Below are 21,836 nucleotides of genomic sequence, written 5' to 3' on the forward strand. Positions count from 1 at the left end.
GGTTTTCTTGTGTTCTCTGTTTATGATGCGTGAAGCGCGGGATCCCCTCTCCCGAGTGGGAGAGGGGTAGGGGTGAGGGTGCTACGGTCCTCAGTGAAACTCTGACCGTTCCGCTGCCAGCACCACGCTCAGTGCCTGACACTGAAGCGTGTCACCCTCACCCCCGACCCCTCTCCCACACGGGAGAGGGGAGGCCCGCGCCTTTCATGGCATTCGGACTGGCCGGGGGCGCCTCACGGCTCCTTCGACACCCAGAACAGCATCATCTGGTTGTCGGCGCGCGGCACCAGCTTCACCTTCTTCGACACGCCCCAGGCCAGCGCCTGCTGGTGGAGCGGGATGTAGCCCCAATCGCTCATGACGATCTCGTAGGCCTGCTTGATCATCAGGTTGCGGGCCTCCTGGTCGGTCTCGCGCTCGATCTTGTCGGCGAGCGCATCCACCTTCGGGTTGCAGTAGTTGCCGAGGTTGGTGGTGCCGCGCGGCGAGGACTTGTCGTTCCGGCAGCCGGCGATCTCGTACAGGATGTTGTGCGAGTCCATCGACGACGGCGTCCACCCCAGCATGTAGAACGATGTGTCGAAGGCGGGCTTCAGGATCTTGGCGAAGTACTTCGCCTTGGGCTGGGCGATCAGGTTCACCTTGACGCCGACGCGGGCGAGCATCGAGGTCACCGCCTGGCAGATCGCCTCGTCGTTGACGTAGCGGTCGTTCGGGCAGTCGAGCGGCACCTCGAAGCCGTTGGGGTAGCCGGCCTCGGCCAAGAGCGCCTTGGCCTTGTTCGGGTCGTAGGCCGGGCGCTTGAACTCACCGGCGAGGGGGAAGAGCGGCGGGGCGATCAGGAGCGCGGCCGGCGTCGCCTGTCCGCGCATCACGCGCTTGACGATGGCGTCCTCGTCGATCGCGCGGAAGAACGCCTCGCGCACCCGCACGTCCTTGAACGGGTTCTTGCCCTTGACGTTGGAGCCGCGCAGCTCGTCGCTGGTCTGGTCCATGCCGAGGTAGATCGTGCGCAGCTCGGGCGCGTTCACCACGACCGCGTTGGCGCTCGCGCTGACGCGGCTCTGGTCCTGGAGCGGCACCGGATCGACCCAGTCGACCTCGCCCGAGAGGAGGGCGGCGACGCGGGTGGCGTCGTTGCTGATGGTGGTGAAGATCGCCTCGTCGATGTTCGACTCGACCTTGCCCCAGTAGCCGTCGAACTTCTTGAACACCGTGCGCACGCCGGGCTGGTGCTCGGTGATGGTGAACGGGCCGGTGCCGTTCTCGTGCAAGGCCGCGTAGCTCGGGGCGGAGGCCGAGACCGGGGTGGGCTTCAGCGCGTCGTGCTTCTCGGCCCAGGCCTTCGACATGATGTACCAGCCGCCGAACTGGTACAGGGCGATGGGGTTGGGGTTCTTCAGCACCATGTCGACGGTGTGGTCGTCCACCTTCACGAAGGTGGCGTCGGCCGGCACGTTGGTCTGGAAGTTCGAGCCCGGCGCGCGCACGCGCTCGGCGGAGAAGATCACGTCGTCGGCGGTGAAGGGCGAGCCGTCGTGGAACTTGACGTTCTTGCGTAAGCGGAAGCGGTAGCGGGTCGGCTCCGGCGTCTCCCAGGATTCGGCGAGGCCCGGGACCAGCTTCAGGTCCTTGCCGCGGGTGACGAGCGACTCGTAGACCGCGCCGTGCGCCGCGATCGTGAACGTTTCCTTGAGGGTGTACGGGTCGAGGGACTTGAGGTCGCCCTGGAAGGCGAACCGGAAGGTGTTGGCGGCCGAGGCCGGCGCGGCACCGCTGATCGCCACGAGGGCGGTGGCGGCGAGGCAGGCCAGCAGCGGACGAAACTTCACAGGCGACATCGACGGGGACACTCCGCGGGGGTTCTGAGCGCGTTAGAGCATCTTCCGGCGCCGCAGGCGACGCCGAAATGATGAAAAATGATGCATCATCCCGTCCCGTCCTGCCAGCGGACGCGACGGGGTGGAACGATCCCGCAGCCCTAACAAGTCCTGGGCCAACCGGCCCCCGGGCCATGCACCCGGCGCCGGGCCCGCGACATTCGCGAGCGGCACGAGGGAGTTGACCGCGCGCCGGTCTGCCTGTTGCATCCTGTCCGTCAGTTCCCGCCCCAGACACGAGCGTTTTGTCACATGCCCGTCATCAACCGCGTCGCCGCCCTCTCCGACGAGATCACGGCCTGGCGCCGCGATTTCCACCGGCATCCCGAGCTGCTGTTCGCCCTCGACCGCACCTCCGGCCTGGTCGCCGAGCGGCTGCGGGCCTTCGGCTGCGACGAGGTGGTGACGGGCCTCGGCAAGACCGGCGTCGTCGGCGTCATCCGCGGCCGCAATTCCGGTTCGGGCAAGGTGATCGGGCTTCGCGCCGACATGGACGCCCTGCCGATCGAGGAGACGAGCGGCGTCCCCCACAGCTCGACGGTGCCGGGCAAGATGCACGCCTGCGGCCATGACGGCCACACCGCCATGCTGCTCGGGGCCGCGAAGTACCTCGCCGAGACCCGCAACTTCGACGGCACGGCGGTGGTGATCTTCCAGCCGGCGGAGGAGGGCGGCGGCGGCGCCGACGTGATGCTGAAGGACGGCCTGATGGAGCGCTTCGGCATCCAGGAGGTCTACGGCCTGCACAACAAGCCCGGCATGCCGCTCGGCAGCTTCGCGATCCGCCCCGGCGCGATCATGGCGGCGGCCGACCGGATCACCATCACGGTCCGGGGCAGGGGCGGCCACGCGGCGGCTCCCCACGACTGCATCGACCCGGTGCTGGTCGCCTCCCACATCGTCACCGCCCTGCAGTCGATCGTCTCGCGGACCGTCGACCCGGTGCAATCGGCGGTGATCTCGATCACGCAGGTCAAGGCGGGCGACGCCTTCAACGTGATCCCCGAGACCGCGATCCTCAACGGCACCGTGCGCACCCTCTCCGAGGACGTCCGCGACCTGTGCGAGGCGCGCATCGCCCAGGTGGCCTCGAACGTCGCCGCCGCCTTCGGCGCCACGGCGAGCGCCGATTACGGCCGCGGCTACCCGGTCACCGTCAACGATCCCGAGCGCACGAGCTTCATGGCCGACATCGCCGCGGAGGTCTCGGGCGAGGGGGCGGTGGAGCGCGCCGTCCAGCCGATGATGGGCGCGGAGGACTTCTCCTACATGCTGAACGCGCGCCCGGGCGCCTACATCTTCCTCGGCACCGGCCCCGGGGCCGGCCTGCACCACCCGGCCTACGACTTCAACGACGAGGCCGCGCCCTACGGCGTCTCGCTGTTCGCCCGGATGATCGAGCGGGCGATGCCGGCGGCGTGAGGAGGGCGTCGCCGCCGGACGGCTCCCGTCCGGCGGCGGGGATCCCTCGCCCGGACGGTGATGCGCGGCATCATGGGGAGCGCGCCGCGCCGCGTGACGCCGCCAGCGATCCGAGGAGCCCGATGCCCCGCCCGATGCCGATCTTCGTCCTCGCCTCCATGCTCGGAATGCCGCCCGCTCTCGCCCTGGACGATATGCCGTCCGACCGGTCCGGTGCGCCCGACCTCCGCCAGATCGAGGTCGGCGGCACGATCAGCTTGTCGACGCCCGGGGCGGTCGACATGGCGCTCGCCGGCACCCACAATCCCACCGCGATCAAGATGGCGCCCGGCAACCGCGTGTCGTTCTGCCCGGCCCTGTCGTGCATCCGCGGCCCCGCCGACGGCACGAATGTGCCGGCCTTCCTCGATCACCAACGCGCGTCGCTCCTGGTCTCGGCCCGCACGCAGCTCGACGGTGCTGCCGAGGAGCAGACGCTCGCTGTCACGACGACGATCGGCACCGGCTATGCCAAGCCCTACGCGGCCTCGACCGCCTACGCGGCGGGCGACAACGTCAATGTCGGGAACGCCACCTACCGCGCCGTGCAGGCCGGCACCACGGGCGCGAACTCCGCCCCGCCCGGAGCCCGCCCGGCCCGCGTGCCGTTCGTCGTCCGGGACGGCGGCGTGCGCTGGGAGTGGATCAACGACGCTGCGATCAACTCCAAGGTCGGGGCCTACGTCGAGACCGAGGTCGTCGACGGGGCCGGTGCCGCCTGGGGTGCGGCGTTCAACTACCACATCAAGACGAAGCCGAGGGCCGGGCAGTTCTTCCCCGGCGTCGAGTTCGACTACGCCAACGACAGCGGGGCGGATTGCGCGCTGGGCATCACCGACTGCACGGCGATCCGCGTCGGCCTGAGCGGCGACGCTCAGGTCACGCACGGCCTCCAGATCACCGGAGAAGGCTCGGCCACCACGGGGTATTCCGCGATCTGGGCCTTTCGCATCAACGGCGAGAAGGTCGCGCGGCAGGCATCGATCGAGGTCGACTCGATGTCGGAGGTCGGGCTCGGGTTCGGGGTCTCCGGCATCGGCACTTCGGCCCACAGCGTGGCGGCCATCCGGGACGTGTCGACGAGCCCGCGGGCGATCCAGGTCTCGGGCATCAAATCGGTCGCTACGATCGACGATACCGCGACCACGCCCACCTTCGCGAATATCGGCGGAACGAAATCGCTCGCCGGCCTGCGGGAGGCGTCGACCACGCCGACCGGCATCCTGCTCCAGGGCCGGTACGCCGCAGCCCAGATCAGCGGCGCCGGCTGGAGTGTCGATCCGGCGGGCGGCCTCACTGCCGCACGCCTGAACTCGCCCCTCGCGACGCCGGCCTCGTCCAGGGCACCGTGCCGGGCCGGCGACTGGGCGCACGACACCCATTTCATCTATACCTGCGTCGCCGCCGATACCTGGAAGCGCAGCCCCCTCTCATCCTGGTGAGGCGCGCCTCGTCAGGGCCTCACACCTCGAAGGTCACGCCCTGCGCCAGCGGCAGGGTCTTGCCGTAATTGATGGTGTTGGTCGCCCGCCGCATATAGGCCTTCCAGGAATCCGAGCCGGCCTCGCGGCCGCCACCCGTCTCCTTCTCGCCGCCGAAGGCACCGCCGATCTCGGCGCCCGACGGGCCGATATTGACGTTGGCGATGCCGCAATCGGAGCCCGACGCCGACAGGAAGGTCTCGGCCTCCGCGAGGTCCTTGGTGAAGATCGACGAGGACAGGCCGGCCGCGACCGCGTTCTGGGCGTGGATCGCCTCGTCGAGGTCGCCGTAGCGCGTCACGTAGAGGATCGGCGCGAAGGTCTCGCGGCGCATCGGGCCGGCCTGCTCGGGCATCTCGACGAGGGCCGGGCGGACGTAGGCCGCTCCTTCCCCGCGGATGTCGCGCAGGCGCTCGCCGCCATGCACCGTGCCGCCGATGGCGCGTGCCTCGTCGAGGGCGCGCGCCATGCCGTCGGCCGCCGCCACGTCGATCAGCGGGCCGATCAGGGTGGCGGGGTCGCGCGGATCGCCGATCCGCACCGAGCCGTAGGCCGCCTTCAGCCGCGGCACGAGGGCGTCGTAGACCGAGTCGTGCACGAAGAGGCGCCGCAGGGTGGTGCAGCGCTGGCCGGCGGTGCCCATCGCCGCGAAGGCGATGGCGCGCAAGGCGAGGTCGAGGTCGGCGGACGGCGCCACGATGGCGGCGTTGTTGCCGCCGAGCTCCAGGATCGCCCGGGCGAAGCGGGCGGCGAGCTTCGGCGCCACCTGCCGGCCCATCGCGGTCGAGCCGGTGGCGGAGACGAGCGCGACCCGCTCGTCCTCGACCAGGCGCTCGCCGAGCTCACGGCCGCCGATCAGGAGCCCGAGCAGGCCGTCCGGCGCGTCCGACCCGAAGCGCCTCACCGCCTTCGTGGCGAGCGCGTGGACGGCGAGCGCGGTGAGCGGGGTCTTCTCCGACGGCTTCCAGATCACCGGATCGCCGCAGACGAGCGCCAGCGCCGCGTTCCACGACCACACCGCCACGGGAAAGTTGAACGCCGTGATGACGCCGCAGACGCCCAGCGGGTGCCAGACCTCCATCATCCGGTGGTCCGGCCGCTCGGTGGCGATGGTGAGCCCGTGCAATTGCCGCGACAGGCCGACGGCGAAGTCGCAGATGTCGATCATCTCCTGGACCTCGCCGAGGCCCTCCGAGAGGATCTTCCCGGCCTCGAGCGTCACGAGCCGGCCGAGATCATCCTTGTGGGCGCGCAGCTCCTCGCCGAGCAGCCGCACCAGCTCGCCCCGGCGCGGGCCCGGCACCCGGCGCCAGGCGAGGAAGGCCCGGGCGGCTCCCGCGAGCACCGCTTCGGCCTCGTCGGCGCTCGTCTGGCGCAGGGTCGCCACCTCGCCGCCATCGACCGGCGAGCGCGCCGGCAATCCACCCTCCTTGCCGCCCTCCGCGAAGGCCTGGGCCGGGACGCCGAGGCGCTCCAGCAGCGCCAAGGTGTCGTCGCGGACGGACAGGACGGTGGGGGCCATGGCAAAGATCTCCGCGTCGGACGAAACACGGCCCGCCTCGGGGGAGGCGGGCCGTCTGATGTGATCTACGATCCTACGACATCGGGCCCGATGTCAAAGCGGCTTCACGCGGCCTTCTGCTTCGGCGAGATCAGCTTGCGGTTGACCAGCACCTCGGCGATCTGGACCGTGTTCAGCGCCGCGCCCTTGCGCAGGTTGTCCGACACGCACCAGAACGACAGGCCGTTCTCGACCGTGATGTCCTCGCGGATGCGCGAGATGTAGGTCGCGTCCTCGCCCGCCGCCTCGTGGGGGGTGATGTAGCCGCCGGGCTCGCGCTTGTCGTCGACCAGGATGCCGGGCGCCGAGCGCAGGATCTGGGTCGCCTCCTCGGCCGAGAGCGGGCGCTCGAACTCGACGTTCACCGCCTCCGAGTGGCCGATGAACACCGGCACGCGCACGCAGGTCGCCGTCAGCTTGATCTTGGGGTCGAGCATCTTCTTCGTCTCGGCCACCATCTTCCACTCTTCCTTGGTGAAGCCGTCCTCCATGAAGACGTCGATGTGCGGGATGACGTTGAAGGCGATGCGCTTCGTAAACTTCTGCACCTTGACCTCGCCGGCGGTGAACACCGCGCGGGTCTGGTTGAACAGCTCGTCCATCGCGTCCTTGCCGGCGCCGGAGACCGACTGGTAGGTCGCGACGACGACGCGCTTGATGGTGGCGGCCTCGTGCAGGGGCTTCAGGGCCACGACGAGCTGCGCGGTCGAGCAGTTCGGGTTGGCGATGATGTTCTTCTTGGTGAAGCCCGCGACGGCGTCGGCATTCACCTCGGGCACGATCAGCGGCACGTCGGAATCGTAGCGGAAGGCCGACGAGTTGTCGATGACGACGCAGCCCTGCTGGCCGATGCGGGGCGACCACTCCTTCGAGGTCTCGCCGCCGGCCGACATCAGGCAGATGTCGGTGTCGGAGAAGTCGTACTGGTCGAGGGCCTGGACCTTCAGGGTCTTGTCGCCGAAGGATACCTCCTGGCCCAGGCTGCGGCGGGAGGCGAGCGCCACCACGGTGTCGGCCGGGAAGGCGCGCTCGGCCAGGATGTCGAGCATCTCGCGGCCCACATTGCCGGTGGCTCCGACGACGGCAACCTTGTAACCCATCTCAATCGCTCCAGTTCGGATGACTTCCTCCCCGGACGATCTCAGGCGGGCTCTCAAGGAGCCCGGCCTCCGTCCGCCACGGACGGGGAGGGATCCGAGGACGACGCGAGGCTTCAGCCGGCGGCGGTAATCGCCGTCGTGGCTTTGCGTTTCGTCGTGGTCGACACAGGCCGCATGGCGCGGTCAGTCCTCGGACAAGGCGACACCCGAGATGGGGTGCGCGAGCGCGGGAAGCAACAGCCCGAATGCCCCCGCCTGTCAAGGGCCCGAATCCCGCGCCGGCAACAGATTCCGCCTGCCGTCACTTGTTATGCCGCAGCACCTTGGAACGAGTCCGTTCCAAGGTGCTGGCTCAGCCCGAACGGGCGTCGGCGCTCATGCGCCGGACGCCTTGGCATCGACGTGTCGATGCCAAGGCGCGAGGGTGTTAGTGTCTCGTTGACTCTGCTGCCGGTTGGCCGGGGACAAGTCGGGTCCGGTCAAGGAAATCGCTAAAATGCGAGGGGATCCTGGTTTCGCGACCACGCGCAACCGTCAAGGAGCGAACCCGTGCGGCAGAGGCCGGACTTCGACGACGCCGCCCTGGCGCGGGCGGCGCACGCCCTCTCGCAGGATCTCGGCCCGGTCGAGCCGCTGCTGCCGCAGCCCTTGCCCCGCGCGGTCCCGCGCCGATCATGGGTCGGGCCGGCCGCGGGCCGCACCCTCGGCGCGGCCGCGGTGGTCGCGCTGCTCAGCGTGCTCGCCAGCGAGCGGCGCCAGGCGGATCCGCCCCTTCCCGCTGGGACCGCCTTCGTGCCGCGCTACGCCGCCCCCGCGGTGGCGCCCCCGGCCTGGAGCGAGACCGCCGCCGACCGCTACCGCCTCGGCGAGGCGATCGCGAGCGCCCGGACCCAGCCCGGCCTGCGCGAGGACACGCTGACCGCCGGTGCCTTCGCCGTGCAGGAGGCGCCGTTCCTGCGCCTCGTCGCCGCCGAGGCGGCGGAGCCGGACGGGGAGGGGAGCCTGTTCGTCACCCTGGCGCGCCGGGCCGCGGAGGCCGGCGGCCTCTCGGTGGCGCGAACCGGCGAGCACGGCCGGCTGGCGACCCGGTTCGGGGCGCTCGACACCGTCGATACCACCCTCGCCGACCCGGAGGGCCGGCGGTCCTGCACCGCGTTTCGCCTCAATGGGGCCCTGCGGCTCGAGGGCTGGCTGTGCGCGCCGCTGGGGCTGCTCCCCGAGCCGCAGGCGGTCGCCTGCGCGGTCGAGCGCCTCGCCGCCCTGCCGGGAGCCGCGCTGTCGCCGAGGGTCGCCGACATGCTGGCGCAGCCGCGTTCGGCCGCCTGCCCGCCGGAGGAGCCCGCCACCACCGCGGCCCTGCCGACGCCCCGCAAGGCGGTTCGAAAGAATGCGGCGAGAGTGCGGCATTCGCGACCAGCTTCACCGTGAACGGGAACCTCGGCCGCGCTCGCACGTCTCTTTCCACATAGGCGTCGTTTCTTAACGAGTGCGGCGCTACCCCTGGCGACGTTCATCAAAGGTGCGTCATGCGCTTCCAGACTCTCGCCCTGACCGGGCTTCTCTCCCTCGCGACCCTGGGCGCCGGCACCGCTGCCTCGCAGGCGCAGGACAGCTACGTCATCCGCAGCACCCGGGACGGCCAGGGCCTTGCGATCCGCGTGCGGCCGCGCAGCTGGCTCGATGCCGGCAACGTGGTGGAGGCCAATTCGGGCGCGACCGGCAACCCGGCCACCAACCCGCACTTCATCACCGCGTCCTACCTGAACTCGCCGCCCTACATCGCCAACCGCGAGCGCTTCGGCGGTGCCGGCATCCTGCCCGACCCGATCACCAACGGCCCGTTCATCGGCGCCCGCCGCAGCGCCGTCACGGTCGATCTCTCGGCGGTCGACTACCTCGACCCGACCTCGCCGCTGTCGCGGGCGCGCTACGGGTACTGAGCCGGGATGCATCGGTCGGACGTGCGACGGGCCCCGGGAGGGGCCCGTTTCCGTTCGAGGGGTGTTCTCTCGACGGAACTGCCATCCCTCGACGTCCTCCCGGGGCCGCGCAGCGGAACCCGGGATCCACCACTTCGACCGTCCCGAGGTGAAGCGGAGCGATGACGAGCGGGACTCGGATGGCGAGGCCTCTTGCGCCGTTCCGCCCCTACCGCTCCCCCGCCTTCACCCACTTGATCACCCGCGGCGGCTCGTAGGCCCGGATCCGCTCGACGATCTCCGCCGGCTCGGTGCCGACGATCAGCATCGCCCGGTGCGGCTCGCGCACGAAGCCCTCCCGGACGGTGGAATCGAGGAAGCCGAGCAGCCCGTCGAAGAAGCCGCCGGCGTTGAACACCGCGAGCGGCTTCCTGTGGTAGCCGAGCTGGGCCCAGGTCCAGACCTCGAACATCTCCTCGAAGGTGCCGAGGCCCCCCGGCAAGGCCACGAAGCCGTCGGCGAGGTCGGCCATCAGCGCCTTGCGCTCGTGCATCGAGGCGACGACGCGAAGATCGGTCAGGCCGAGATGCGCGGTCTCCTTCTCGACGAGGCTTTGCGGGATGATGCCGGTCACTCGGCCGCCGGCGGCGAGCACGCCGTCCGCGACCGCGCCCATCAGCCCGACCTTGCCGCCGCCATAGACGAGCTCGATCCCGGCTTCGGCGAAGTGGCGCCCGAGCGCGGTCGCCGCCTCGCGGTAGAGCGGGCGGGTCCCGTCGCTGGAGCCGCAGAACACGCACAGGCGCATGGTTTTTCCCTTTCCCGATCAGCCCGCCTGGGCCTGCAACTCGCGCACGATCGCGTCGCCCATCTCGGTCGTGCCGACCGCGTTGGCGCCCGGCCCGGCGATGTCGCGGGTGCGGGTGCCGCTCGCCAGCGTGCGGGTGATGGCGCTCTCGAGCTGGTCGGCGGCCTCGAGGAGACCGAAGGAGTAACGCAGAGCCATCGCGAGCGAGCCGATCATGGCGATCGGGTTGGCGAGGTTCTGGCCGGCGATGTCGGGGGCCGAGCCGTGGACCGGCTCGTAGAGCGCCCGCCGGGTGCCGTTCTCGACCGCGCCGAGCGAGGCCGAGGGCAGCATCCCGAGGGAGCCGGTCAGCATCGCGGCCACGTCCGACAGGATGTCGCCGAACAGGTTGTCGGTGACGAGCACGTCGTACTGCTTGGGGTTGCGCACCAGCTGCATCGCGCAGTTGTCGGCCAGTACGTGCTCCAGGCCGACATCCGAGTACTGCTCGGCGTGGAGCTTGGTCACGGTCTCCTTCCACAGGACGCCGGTCTTCATGACGTTGTGCTTCTCGGCCGAGGCGACCTTGTTGCGGCGCTTGCGGGCGAGGTCGAAGGCGACCGCCGCGATCCGCTCGATCTCGCCGGTGGTGTAGACCTGCGTATCGATCGCGCGCTTCTGGCCGTCCTCGAGCGTCACGATCTCCTTCGGCTCGCCGAAATAGACGCCGCCGGTGAGCTCGCGCACGATGACGATGTCGAGGCCCTCGACCAGCTCGCGCTTGAGCGCGGAGGCATCGGCGAGCGCCGGGTAGCAGATCGCCGGGCGGAGGTTGGCGAACAGGCCGAGGTCCTTGCGCAGGCGAAGCAAGCCCGCCTCGGGACGCTTGGCGTAAGGGACGCCGGCCCATTTCGGCCCGCCGACGGCGCCGAACAGCACCGCGTCGGCGGCCTTGGCCCGGTCCATCGCGGCTTCCGAGAGCGGGACGCCGTGGGCGTCGATGGCGGCACCACCGACGAGGTCGGTCTCGGTCTCGAACCGGGCGATGCCGGCGCGGGTGAACCAGGCCAGGACCTTGGCGACTTCCGCCGCCACCTCGGGGCCGATGCCGTCGCCGGGCAGGAGCAGGATCTTGTGCGTGGCCATGGCGTGACTTTCTAAGAAGAGAGAGGACGGAGGGCCGGACCCTGAACAAGATTTTCAGGATTCTACATGGTTTCGCCTAATCCGATCCAATGTCCGTAAAGCGCGGGATCCCCTCTCCCGAGTGGGAGAGGGGTAGGGGTGAGGGTGCTACGGTCCTGAGTCAGGCTCAGATCGTGGTGATGGCAGCTCGACGCTTTGTGCTGGACCCAAAACCGTAGCACCCTCACCCCCGGCCCCTCTCCCACACGGGAGAGGGGAGGCGCGCAATACTTTCATCGGACAGAGCAAGCTGGATTCATATTACGACTTGCGCGCGACGGTGAAGCGGGCGGCCTCGCACAAAGTCGCGGCGGCCTCGCCCCAGGGCTTCAGGGCGGTCTCGCACTCGCCCACCAGGCGCTCGCACTCGGCGCGGGCGCCGTCGAGGCCGAGGCGGTCGACGAGGGTCGCCTTGCCGGCGTCCTTGTCCTTGCCGGTGCGCTTGCCCATCGCCTCCGAGGAGGCCTCGCGGTCGAGGATGTCGTCGGCGACCTGGAAGGCCTGGCCGAGCGCGCGGCCGTAAGACAGCAGCGCCCGGCGCTCCTCGGGCGAGGCGCCGCCGACGAGCGCGCCGGCATCGACCGAGAAGGCCAGGATGGCGCCGGTCTTCATCGCCTGGAGCTGGAGCGTCGCGTCGACGTCGAGGTTGGCCGGGCCGAAGCGCCCCTCCGCCCCGAGGTCGAGGAGCTGGCCGCCGACCATGCCGCCGAGGCCGGAGGCGCGGGCGAGGCCGAGCACGAGTTCGGAGCGGATCAGCGGATCGGCCTGCCAGGCCGGATCGGCGACGATCTCGAAGGCGAGGGTCTGGAGGGCGTCGCCGACCAGGATCGCGGTCGCCTCGTCGTACTTCTTGTGCACGGTCGGCTGGCCGCGGCGCAGGTCGTCGTCGTCCATCGCCGGCAGGTCGTCGTGGACGAGCGAGTAGCAATGCACCAGCTCGACGCCGGCGCCGGCGGCCATCGCGCCCTCGAACGGGCCGCCGAGCATCCGGGCGGTCTCGATGGCGAGGAACGGGCGCAGGCGCTTGCCGCCGTTGAGCACGGCGTGGCGCATCGCCTCCATCAGCCGGGGCGGCCGGGCGATCTCGCCGGCCTGCACCGCGTCGCCGAGGCGCTCGCCGAGAAAGCCTTCGACGCTCTTCGCCACGGCCGAGAGCCGCGCCGTGAAATCGCCTGCCTGCGGGTATCCTGTGGTGCCGGCCATCGTATTTTCCTGGGGACGGCCCGGCGTCGTGTCCTGCGGGGCCCGCGTTGACGTCATGGTGGCCTCGTATCGACGGGCACGCCGAGAGGAGGGTCGAATTCAGGAGCCGCGGGTCACGGCGGACAGCCGGGAAGGCGTGCCGCAGCTGCTGCGAGGCCTGGTCCCGGCGGGGGCGCCACCGGCCCGGGCCCGCGGACGGCGGCTGTTGCGCGCCGTGCTCCTGGTGCCCGTGATCGTGGTCGCCCTCGTCCTGGTCCTGGCGCTCGTCTATCGCGCGCTGACCCCGCCCTCAACCCTGATGCTCGGCCGCTGGGCGACGCTCCAGCCGGTGACCCGCGAGGTGGTGCCGCTGGAGGCGATCTCGCCGGCCCTGGTCCAGGGCGTGGTGGCCTCGGAGGACCAGCGTCTCTGCCTGCATGGCGGCGTCGACTGGGACGCGCTGTGGAGCGTCGTCGACGACGAGGACGGCCCGAGCCGCGGCGCCTCGACGGTGACGATGCAGACGGTGAAGAACGTCTTCCTGTGGCCGGGCCGCTCGTACCTGCGCAAGGCGCTTGAGATCCCGCTGGCCTTGATGGTCGACGGGGTGTGGGGCAAGCGCCGGACGATGGAGATCTACCTCAACGTCGCCGAGTGGGGCGAGGGGATCTTCGGGGCCGAGGCCGCCGCCCGGCACTGGTTCGGCAAGTCGGCCCGCGACTTGACGAAGGGCGAGGCGGCGCTGCTGGTGGCCGCCCTGCCGAACCCGATCCTGCGCAACCCGCGCCGGCCGTCCCGCGCGATGCGGGCGCTCGCCGGGCGGATCCAGAGGCGGACGGCGGGCATCGGGGGGTTGAGCCAGTGCGTGCGGCCGTGAGCCGGCGAACGTTCGCGCGAACGTTTCGCCCTCGCGCGACTTTCCCTCGCGGCCGCCGGGAACGGGGCTGGCGCGGCGGCCTTTCCCCCCGTAACACCGGCCCCGCCCGCCTTTGCGGCGCGGCCCTTACAAGGGAAGCACGATGTTCACTCTCGAGATCGACGGCACGCCCGTCGCCATCATCCGGTCGAACGAGGAGCGGGCCCGGGAGCTTCTCGAGGTCGAGGGCTTCCAGGACGACCTGCGCACCATGAAGAGCGACGGCCGCCCGCTGTGGACGGGCAAGCCTGAGTCGCTGAAGCTGCGCCCCGCCACCGAGGACGAGGTCGAGACCTTCGAGGACTCGATGGACGAGGAGGATTTCGAGGACGAGGACGAGCCCAAGGCCGCCAACGACAGCCAGGGCGAGACCGACGACGAGGACGAGGAGGACGACGTCGACATCCTGTTCCTGGTCGACATCGACGACGAGGACGAGGAGTAGGCGAAACGCCCCGCGCGGCCGGCACGAGCCGGCCGCGCTTCCCTGGGGGCGACCTCAAGGTGCGCGCCGCAGGATCCCAAGCGCGCCGAGGCCGGACCGCAGGTCGGCCTCGAACCGCTGGTAGGAGGGTAGACGCGCCAGACGCCGCAGATCGATCTCATCGGCGATCTGATCGAACAGCCCTTCGGGACCCGGCACGCGTCGTCCCTTGCGTCCGCCAAACAGCGCGCGGACGGACTCGGTCAGTGTGCGCTTAGGGTCCTCGACCGTCTCCGCCCTCGCCGGGTGCCACGACAAGGCAACCCGTTCCGGCCAGGTCGAGAAGCCAAAGACCCGAGCGACCGCATCGGGGTCCGCCAGCATCCAGGCTTCCGTCTCGCGCACAGGAATCAGCGGGACGATCCTGGCCTCCGTCATCGCGCAGGCGGCTCGCGTGCTGGCCCGAACCTGTCCGACGAGCCGATCCTCAATCTGGTCGATCAGTGACCGCGAGGCATCGGCATGAATGACGAAGAGGTCGATACTTTCCCGGTCCCGGCAGACGAGTTCCGCACGCTCGGCGTTAGCTTTCTCGACATAAGCGACGATGTCTTCCTGCAGCTCGACCGCTATCGCGGCCTCCGCCTGCACGATGCCGAGCAGGGTGCGGTAGACGATCCTCGGCAGGAAACGCCGATCGGTCGACCCTTCGGAGAACAGGCCCGCGACAAGCCAAGTCATAGGCTGCGCTCGTCCCCGGTCTGGACGATGCGGTCGATGTCCGATCGGGTCAGCCGATGTTCACGGTCGCCGAGGGGGAGTTCGTTCGTGACGAGGCCAGTACGCATGCGCGTTCGACGCGTCACTGCCCTAAGCTCGGGGTCGACCCGGGATACAACGTCGACCAGAACGAGCGCCTCGTCCTCTGTCGCCTGCAGCACGACCTGGGAATGGGTGTTGAGAACCACCTGGAACAGTCGCTCGTCATCCTCCTCGGCTGCCTGCACCGACGTGCAGGCCTCGCGCAAGACCGCGATCAGGCGGGCGAGCCGGGCGGCATTGATGCCGTTCTCCGGCTCCTCGAACAGCAGCACGCTGCGGCGGCGCGGATCGTAGAGATAGGTCAGCAGGGCGAGCATCCGCAGCGTACCGTCGGAGAGCACGCGGGAGCTGAACTCCTCGCCGTCCTGCGTCGTCAGGAGGAAACGGTAGCGGCCGTAGGCTTCGTCCCGTTCGACCCGGAGATCCTTCACGCCCGGGATCAGGGTCGACAGGGCGGAGCGGATCAGCCCGACATCGCCGCGGGGGCGCTCGTGCGTCCGCGTCTCCGCCTCAATGCGGGCCAGCACCTTCGCGAGGTTCGAGCCGTCGGGCAGGAGGTCGTCGGGGGCGAGCGCATCGCTCGGCTCGCGCTCGGCCGAGACTTCGAGCTGCAGGAACGTCATCTCCTCCAGCTCCTGCCGCAGCGCGAACAGGTGCGGGAACTCGGTGGCGGTGGTGATCTTGGAGAGGACCGTCGCGGTGGCGCGGCCCTTGCGCACCGGGAACGGGCGCGGCAGCCCCTGCCTGCCGTCCTGGTTGACCTGGAATGTGTCGTCCAAGGTTTCGAGGAACGGGGTCCGCGCCCGGCCGGTGCCGTAACGGGCGCGCCTCTTGGCGACATCCTGGGCGAGAGGAGAGCGCCGGGCCCAAGCATCGTCGGTCCGGCGGATCGCCGCCGCCTGCTCGCGGCGGACATAGAGCCGCTCCAGGCCGCCAGGCTCGTCGGATCGTCGTTCGATCTCAAGCTCGTAGCGCAGGCGGGTATAGGCGAGGGGCTTGCGCTGCCCGAAGGCGTCCTCGACCTCCGGGTCGAGCAGCACCTCGACCGCGAAGCGCATCGCGTCGGCGGTCGTGCCGTCGGCGCGGCGGCGAAACATCTCGCTCGGGTCGCCCCGCATGGTCCGGACCGCCTCGGGCAGGTCCAGGGCGGCGAGGCGGGCGAGGAGCCGGAGCGCGTCGAAGAAGTTCGACTTCCCCGACGCGTTCGGGCCGGCGATGACCGTGAAGGGTTGCAGGTCGAGGGTCAGGCCCTCGAAGCTCTTGAAGCCGTCGATCTCGACCCGCGTCAGCATCCGGCGGCTCAGGCGCCGAGCTTGCGCTTGCGCTGGCCGAGCGTGCGCAGGCGGAGCGCATTGAGCTTGATGAAGCCCGCCGCGTCGCGGTGGTCGTAGGCGACCGCACCCTCTTCGAAGGTGACGAGGTCCTGGTCGTAGAGCGAGTTCGGGCTCTCGCGGCCGATGACGTGGACGCCGCCCTTGTAGAGCTTCAGCCGCACGGTGCCGGTGACCATCTCCTGGCTCTTGTCGATCAGCGCCTGGAGCATCTCGCGTTCCGGCGAGAACCAGAAGCCGTTGTAGATCAGCTCGGCGTAGCGCGGCATCAGCTCGTCCTTGAGATGGGCCGCGCCGCGGTCGAGCGTGATCGACTCGATCGCCCGGTGGGCCGGCAGCAGGATGGTGCCGCCGGGGGTCTCGTACATGCCGCGGCTCTTCATGCCGACGAAGCGGTTCTCGACGAGGTCGAGGCGGCCGATGCCGTTGGCCCGGCCGAGCTCGTTGAGCCTGGCGAGCAGGGTCGCCGGCGAGAGCGCCTCGCCGTCGATCGAGACCGCGTCGCCGCGCTCGAAGCCGATGGTGATGACGGTGGCTACGTCGGGCGCCTCCTCGGGGGAGAGGGTGCGCGAGTAGACGTAGTCCGGCACGTCCTGCGCGGGATCCTCCAGCACCTTGCCCTCGGAGGAGGCGTGCAGGAGGTTCGCGTCGACCGAGAACGGCGCCTCGCCGCGCTTGTCCTTGGCGATCGGGATCTGGTGGGCTTCAGCAAACGCCAGCAGCGACTCGCGGGAGCGGAAGTCCCACTCGCGCCAGGGTGCGATCACCGTCACGTCGGGCTTCAGCGCGTAGTAGCCGAGCTCGAACCGGACCTGGTCGTTGCCCTTGCCGGTGGCGCCGTGGGACACGGCATCGGCCCCGACCCTCTCGGCGATCTCGATCTGCTTCTTGGCGATCAGGGGACGGGCGATCGAGGTGCCCAGGAGATAGACGCCCTCGTACTGCGCGTTGGCCCGGAACATCGGGAAGACGTAGTCGCGGACGAATTCCTCGCGCAGGTCCTCGATGTAGATGTTCTCCGGCTTGATGCCGAGCAGCTCCGCTTTGCGGCGGGCCGGCTCCAGCTCCTCGCCCTGGCCCAGATCGGCGGTGAACGTCACCACCTCGCAGCCGTAGGTGGTTTGGAGCCACTTGAGGATGATCGAGGTGTCGAGGCCGCCCGAGTAGGCGAGCACGACCTTCTTCACGCGCTTCTGGGGCTGGTCGGACATGCGGGGCGGGCCTTGCGATGAGGGAGAACGGATGAACCGGCGGGGGCTTACCAGCCCGGCCCGGCCACGTGCAACCGCGCTCCGTAAGTTCCGTCCCCCGCCCGTGGCGAAGCGACGCCCGGCGCGGCGCTTGTGGGCGGGGCGCGCGGACGCGAAGGTGCGAAATCAGTCCAACGGAGGGGTGCGATGCCGCGCCGGCCCACGCTCGAATTCTGGTTCGAGTTCGCATCCACCTATTCGTACCTCGCCGCGACGCGGATCGAGGCGCTGGCCGAGGCCGCCGGGGTGAGCTTACGCTGGCGCCCGTTCCTGCTCGGGCCGGTCTTCGCCGCGCAAGGCTGGACCTCCTCGCCGTTCAACCTCTACCCGGCCAAGGGCCGCCACATGTGGCGCGACCTCGCCCGCGAGGCCGCCGGCCTGGGCCTGCCGCCGGTCGTGCGCCCCGAGAGCTTCCCCCAGAACAGCCTGGCGGCGACCCGGGTCGCCGTGCTCGGCGCCGAGGAGCCGTGGATCGGCGCCTACGTGCGGGCGGTCTACGCGGCGGAGTTCGCGCAAGGGGCCTCGATCGCCGAGCCCGCGGCGATCTCGGGGCTCCTCAACGGCCTCGACCTCGACGGGCCGGCGCTCATCCGCGCCTCGACCCAGGAGGCGGTGAAGAACCGCCTGCGCTCGATCGGCGAGGAGGCGAAGTCCCGCGGCCTGTTCGGCGCCCCGACCTTCCTCACCGAGGACGGCGAGCTGTTCTGGGGCAACGACCGGCTGGAGCAGGCGCTCGCCTGGGCGGTGGGGGAGCGGCCGGCGGGGTTGCGGTAGGGCTCGCGCCTTACGTCTTCTCCAGGATCGACACGGTGCCGTCGCGCTCGACGATGGCCACCGCGACCCGGTCGAGGTCGTCGAGCTTCTCCTGACGGGCGGCGGTGCGGATGTCGGCCTGCTGCATGCGCAGGCGGCGCATCGCGGTCTCGTTCCAGCGGCCGTCGCGAAACACCACGATCGGGGTGCCGTCGACGACGCGCTCGAACCAGACGAAGCGCAGCTTCAGCCAAGACACCGCGACGTGCATCAGCCCGACGGTGAACAGGGCGCTCATCGCGCCGACGAAGGAGCGGTCGTCGCCGAGCACGGCGCTGACCGAGAGGCCGCCGAACAGGAACAGCACCACCATGTCGATCGGCGCCTGCTGGCTCGCGGTCCGGCGCCCGATCAGCCGGATCACGAACAGCACGATGACGTAGGCCGCCGCGGCCTTGAGGACGGTGTTCATCGCTAAGGCACCGCGAATTGCGACCAGGACAGGGTCTCGCCTTCATCCAGGCGAGCGGTGAGGGCGACGGCGCCGCGGAAGCTCGGCGAGCCGGTGAAGCGGATCACCGCGCGCGTCTCGCCCGGGATCACCGGGAAGACCAGGCGGATGCTGCCGCCGGCGACCTGCCAGGTCTGCGGCCGCGGCGTGATGCTCTCAAGGCCGAACAGGTCGACGAGCTCCTTGGCGATCGTCACCGCGACTTGGTCGCCGCCGGGCGGGACCCGGGTGTCGAGGCGCACGATCGTCGGTGCCCCGAAGCGCGCCACCGGCTCGTAATGGATCACGATCGAGCCGTCGCCGTTCGAGCGGGTGTGCTCGCTGAACGGTCCGCGCCCGAGGAAGCCGAGCGCGCAGACGGCCACGAAGGCCAGCATCAGCCAGCGCCCGATCAGTTCGGCCCGGCGCCAGCGATCCTCGAAGGCGGGGTAGAAGCCAGCCGCGATCTCCTCGCGCATCGGCGGATCGTCATGGATGATCTTCACGGGGCTCCCTCGTCGCGAGCGGCCCGCCGCGGGGTGCCGTAGGGTCGCAAGGCGACGACATAGCGCCGCGATGTCGGACGGCCATGCCCTTACGGCCGCTGGAACCCCGCACCGGTCGCGGCTACAAGGGAACGCTGCGTCAGCCGGCCCCGCGATGGTGTCAGACCCCCACCGATCCTCCTCGGCCGCGCTGCCCAAGCGCCTCGTCGCGCTCGACCGGATGCGCGGCTTCGTCGTCGGCCTCGTCGTCCTGCACCACGCGGTGCTGGCCTACTGCTCGTTCGGGCACGTCGACCGGGTCCACTACGCCCTGTCGACCGCGCCGATCGTCGATCCGCAGACCTGGATCGGCTTCGATCTCGTCGTCCTGATCAACGACGGCTTCTTCATGCCGCTGCTGTTCTCGCTCTCGGGCCTGTTCGTCCGGGACGGCCTCGTGCGCGAGGGGCCTGGGGCCTACCTGCGGGCGCGGCTCATCCGCCTCGGCCTGCCCTTCGTCGCGGCCGAGCTGACGCTGGTCCCGCTGGCCTATTATCCCTCCTTCCTGCAGGCGGGCGGATCGCCGGGCTTTTCAGGGTTCTGGCTCGCCACGGTCACGACCGGGCCGTGGCCGAGCGGGCCGCCCTGGTTCATCGGCGTCCTGCTCCTGTTCGACGCCGCCGCGGCGCTCGGCTTCGTGCTCGCGCCGGGCTGGTGGACGGGCCCGTCCGCGGAGGCGCCGCGCCTGAGCCGGTGCTTCGTCGGCCTCGTCGCCGCCACGGTCCTCGCCTTCCTGCCGCTGCTCCTCGTGGTCGGTCCGCGTCTCTGGTTCGCTCTCGGGCCGCTGGCGATCCAGGGCAGCCGCGTCGGCCTCTACGCGGCCTACTTCGCTGCCGGAGCCTGGCTCGGACGGGGCGGCGGGCCGGCAGTCGCCGCGTTCGGGCAGGCGCTCGCCGGCCGCTGCGGGCTCCGGGTCGCGCTCGCGGTGGCGACCGGGCTCACCTTCGTGGCGGCGTCCCGTCTCGGCGCGGCGCTCCACCTCCCGGCCCGGCCGGCGCTCGCCCTCCTCGGCCTGACCCAGGCCTTGTTCTGCGCGGCGGCCTGCTTCGCGCTGCCGGCCGTCGTCTTGCGCGTCGCGGGCGGGCGCCGCCCGGCCTGGGACAGCTTCGCGGCGAACGGCTTCGCGATCTACCTGCTGCACTATCCCGTCGTGACCTGGACGCAGTACGGCCTGCTCGGGTGGAGGGCCGGGGCCGTGGCGAAGGGCCTGACGACGGTCGCCGTCGCGCTCGGCGCGAGCTGGGCCGGCGGCGCCCTGCTGCGACGGCTACCCGTGATCGGACGAGGGCTCTGAATGGACGCGACACGTCTTTCCATCGCGGCCGGCGGGCTCGTGCGCCTGCCCTGGACCGCGCTCCTCGACGGCTCCGCCGACCGCTACGACGGCCTCCCCGTCACCGTCGCCGGCTGGCCCGTCACCGCGACGGAAGAGGCCGAGGCGCGCTACTGCCTGCTCACCCCCGAACCCGCCTGCTGCGGCGGCTGTCTGCCGGGCGACGCGGCTTCCTGCATCGAGGTCGTGGCCGCCGCTCCCGTCCCGGTCGACGGCCGCGAGATGACCCTGCGCGGGGTCTTCCGGCGCCTGCACGACGATCCCTGCGGCTGGCGCTACCGGCTCGACGACGCGGTTCCGGTTCCCCGCCCCATGCCCCGCCGCGGCCTGTCCCGCCGCGGCCTCGTGGCGGCCGCCACGCTCCTCTGCCTGCCGGTGGCGGCGGCCGCGCAGGCGCCCAACGATGCGGAGGCCGATGCCCGGCGCGCCGCGGCGGCCGCCTTCCTCGCCGCGCGCCCGACGATCGATTGCCACAGCCATGCCGGGCGGGTGCTGCGGGTGCGCCAGTTGGAGGGGCACGCCCCGTTCACGCCGCTCGCCGGGCCGATGCGGGCCGGCGGCCTCGCGGTCGCCTGCCTGGCGATCGTCTCCGATTCGCCGACCCACCGGGTGACGCCCGAGGGCCGCATCCGCGCCTTCCGCGAGCCTGAGCCGGGCGAGCTCGCGGCTTACGCCGAGCGCGGCTTTGCCCGCCTGCACGCCCTGGTGCGCGAGCAGGGCCTGCGCCTCGTGCGCAACGCGGCCGATCTCGCGGCGGCCCGGCCCGCCGATCCGGCGGTCCTCGTCGCGGCGGAGGGCGCGGATTTCCTGGAGGGCGACCTCGGTCCCCTCGAGGAGGCCTACCGGCGGGCGGCCCTGCGCCATCTCCAGCTCACCCATTACCGGGTGAACGCCCTCGGCGACATCCAGACCGAGCCGCCGGTCCATGGCGGCCTGACCGAGTTCGGCGCCGCGGTGATCCGGCGCTGCGAGGAACTCGGCGTGATCGTCGACGTGGCGCACGGGACCGAGGCCCTGGTGCGCCGGGCGGCGGAGGTGGCCCGAAAACCCCTCGTCCTGTCGCATACCTCGCTCACGACGAGGCCGCGGCCCTGGACCCGCCGCATCACGCCCGACCACGCCCGGATCGTGGCGGGGACCGGCGGCGTCATCGGCCTGTGGCCGCCCGCAGGCCTGTTTCCCGACCTCCCGGCCCTCGCCGACGGCATCGCCCGCATGGCGGACGTGGTCGGCGCGCGCCATGTCGGCCTCGGAACCGACATGATGGGCCTCGTCGGCCCGAGCGCCCTGCCGGACTACACGGCCCTGCCCGACCTCGCCGCGCTCCTCCTCGCGCGGTTCACGCCCGAGGAGACCGCCGGCATTCTCGGCGGCAACTACCTGCGCGTCGCCCGGTCGTGCCTCGCGGCGTGAGGC

General features: G+C 70.9%; 20 protein-coding genes. 9 read left to right on the forward strand and 11 right to left on the reverse strand.

Annotation, left to right across the window (positions count from 1 at the left end):
* Window positions 1-233: 233 nt before the first annotated feature.
* The gene (locus DK419_RS20985; protein WP_109960808.1) at window positions 234-1,841 is read right to left on the reverse strand and encodes an ABC transporter substrate-binding protein; all 1,608 of its coding nucleotides are present in this window, start codon (window positions 1,839-1,841) and stop codon (window positions 234-236) included.
* 291 nt (window positions 1,842-2,132) lie between these two features.
* Here DK419_RS20985 and DK419_RS20990 point away from each other — a divergent pair, with 291 nt between their 5' ends.
* Together DK419_RS20990 and DK419_RS20995 are read left to right on the forward strand one after the other, a co-directional pair.
* Window positions 2,133-3,302 (forward strand): M20 aminoacylase family protein, encoded by a 1,170-nt coding sequence (locus DK419_RS20990; protein ID WP_109960809.1) that lies wholly within the window; start codon window positions 2,133-2,135, stop codon window positions 3,300-3,302.
* A 122-nt stretch (window positions 3,303-3,424) separates the two neighbouring features.
* On the forward strand, window positions 3,425-4,783 hold the full coding sequence (locus tag DK419_RS20995) for a hypothetical protein (RefSeq protein ID WP_245442595.1): 1,359 nt from the start codon (window positions 3,425-3,427) through the stop codon (window positions 4,781-4,783).
* 19 nt (window positions 4,784-4,802) lie between these two features.
* Here DK419_RS20995 and amaB read toward each other — a convergent pair whose 3' ends face one another.
* Window positions 4,803-6,344 (reverse strand): L-piperidine-6-carboxylate dehydrogenase, encoded by a 1,542-nt coding sequence (amaB, locus tag DK419_RS21000; protein ID WP_109960810.1) that lies wholly within the window; start codon window positions 6,342-6,344, stop codon window positions 4,803-4,805.
* Window positions 6,345-6,448: 104 nt separating this feature from the next.
* Window positions 6,449-7,483, reverse strand: a complete 1,035-nt coding sequence (locus DK419_RS21005; protein ID WP_109960811.1) for an aspartate-semialdehyde dehydrogenase — start codon at window positions 7,481-7,483, stop codon at window positions 6,449-6,451.
* Between the two features lie 549 nt (window positions 7,484-8,032).
* On the opposite strand from DK419_RS21005, the gene DK419_RS21010 reads away from it, so the two are divergent.
* Window positions 8,033-8,911: a hypothetical protein gene (locus DK419_RS21010; RefSeq protein WP_109960812.1), complete on the forward strand. Its 879-nt coding sequence runs from the start codon at window positions 8,033-8,035 to the stop codon at window positions 8,909-8,911.
* A 98-nt stretch (window positions 8,912-9,009) separates the two neighbouring features.
* The gene (locus DK419_RS21015) at window positions 9,010-9,423 is read left to right on the forward strand and encodes a hypothetical protein (RefSeq protein ID WP_109960813.1); all 414 of its coding nucleotides are present in this window, start codon (window positions 9,010-9,012) and stop codon (window positions 9,421-9,423) included.
* 208 nt (window positions 9,424-9,631) lie between these two features.
* Here the strand turns inward: DK419_RS21015 and DK419_RS21020 are convergent, their stop codons facing one another.
* From DK419_RS21020 to DK419_RS21030, 3 genes are all read right to left on the reverse strand, one after another.
* Window positions 9,632-10,210, reverse strand: a complete 579-nt coding sequence (locus DK419_RS21020) for an LOG family protein (RefSeq protein ID WP_109960814.1) — start codon at window positions 10,208-10,210, stop codon at window positions 9,632-9,634.
* 18 nt (window positions 10,211-10,228) lie between these two features.
* On the reverse strand, window positions 10,229-11,335 hold the full coding sequence (gene leuB, locus DK419_RS21025) for a 3-isopropylmalate dehydrogenase (protein WP_109960815.1): 1,107 nt from the start codon (window positions 11,333-11,335) through the stop codon (window positions 10,229-10,231).
* A 300-nt stretch (window positions 11,336-11,635) separates the two neighbouring features.
* Window positions 11,636-12,577 (reverse strand): polyprenyl synthetase family protein, encoded by a 942-nt coding sequence (locus DK419_RS21030; RefSeq protein WP_109960816.1) that lies wholly within the window; start codon window positions 12,575-12,577, stop codon window positions 11,636-11,638.
* Between the two features lie 55 nt (window positions 12,578-12,632).
* On the opposite strand from DK419_RS21030, the gene mtgA reads away from it, so the two are divergent.
* The gene (gene mtgA, locus DK419_RS21035; protein WP_109960817.1) at window positions 12,633-13,433 is read left to right on the forward strand and encodes a monofunctional biosynthetic peptidoglycan transglycosylase; all 801 of its coding nucleotides are present in this window, start codon (window positions 12,633-12,635) and stop codon (window positions 13,431-13,433) included.
* A gap of 142 nt (window positions 13,434-13,575) precedes the next feature.
* A complete protein-coding gene (locus DK419_RS21040) occupies window positions 13,576-13,917 on the forward strand; it encodes a hypothetical protein (protein ID WP_109960818.1) in 342 nt (113 codons plus the stop codon).
* Between the two features lie 54 nt (window positions 13,918-13,971).
* Here the strand turns inward: DK419_RS21040 and DK419_RS21045 are convergent, their stop codons facing one another.
* The 3 genes from DK419_RS21045 to DK419_RS21055 are packed head-to-tail and all read right to left on the reverse strand — an operon-like array spanning window position 13,972 to window position 17,260.
* A complete protein-coding gene (locus DK419_RS21045) occupies window positions 13,972-14,637 on the reverse strand; it encodes a DUF4276 family protein (RefSeq protein ID WP_109960819.1) in 666 nt (221 codons plus the stop codon).
* Window positions 14,634-16,010 (reverse strand): AAA family ATPase, encoded by a 1,377-nt coding sequence (locus tag DK419_RS21050; RefSeq protein WP_109960820.1) that lies wholly within the window; start codon window positions 16,008-16,010, stop codon window positions 14,634-14,636. The genes DK419_RS21045 and DK419_RS21050 overlap by 4 nt, the downstream gene beginning before the upstream one ends.
* An 8-nt stretch (window positions 16,011-16,018) precedes the next feature.
* Window positions 16,019-17,260 carry an argininosuccinate synthase gene (locus tag DK419_RS21055; protein WP_109960821.1) on the reverse strand — a complete coding sequence of 414 codons (1,242 nt, stop codon included), beginning with the start codon at window positions 17,258-17,260 and terminating at the stop codon, window positions 16,019-16,021.
* 186 nt (window positions 17,261-17,446) lie between these two features.
* On the opposite strand from DK419_RS21055, the gene DK419_RS21060 reads away from it, so the two are divergent.
* The gene (locus DK419_RS21060; protein WP_109960822.1) at window positions 17,447-18,073 is read left to right on the forward strand and encodes a 2-hydroxychromene-2-carboxylate isomerase; all 627 of its coding nucleotides are present in this window, start codon (window positions 17,447-17,449) and stop codon (window positions 18,071-18,073) included.
* A 10-nt stretch (window positions 18,074-18,083) separates the two neighbouring features.
* Here the strand turns inward: DK419_RS21060 and DK419_RS21065 are convergent, their stop codons facing one another.
* Both DK419_RS21065 and DK419_RS21070 read right to left on the reverse strand, forming a co-directional pair.
* Complete coding sequence (locus DK419_RS21065; RefSeq protein WP_109960823.1) at window positions 18,084-18,524, reverse strand: DUF421 domain-containing protein; 441 nt, start codon at window positions 18,522-18,524, stop codon at window positions 18,084-18,086.
* A 2-nt stretch (window positions 18,525-18,526) separates the two neighbouring features.
* Window positions 18,527-19,048: a hypothetical protein gene (locus DK419_RS21070; protein WP_109960824.1), complete on the reverse strand. Its 522-nt coding sequence runs from the start codon at window positions 19,046-19,048 to the stop codon at window positions 18,527-18,529.
* Window positions 19,049-19,202: 154 nt separating this feature from the next.
* Between DK419_RS21070 and DK419_RS21075 the strand changes: the two genes are divergently transcribed.
* Window positions 19,203-20,381, forward strand: coding sequence for an acyltransferase family protein (locus tag DK419_RS21075; protein ID WP_109960825.1), 1,179 nt, complete (start codon window positions 19,203-19,205; stop codon window positions 20,379-20,381).
* A complete protein-coding gene (locus DK419_RS21080) occupies window positions 20,382-21,833 on the forward strand; it encodes a dipeptidase (RefSeq protein WP_109960826.1) in 1,452 nt (483 codons plus the stop codon). It abuts the gene before it with no gap.
* The last annotated feature ends 3 nt before the right edge of the window (window positions 21,834-21,836 follow it).

The sequence above is a fragment of the Methylobacterium terrae genome (assembly GCF_003173755.1).
GTDB lineage: Bacteria > Pseudomonadota > Alphaproteobacteria > Rhizobiales > Beijerinckiaceae > Methylobacterium > Methylobacterium terrae.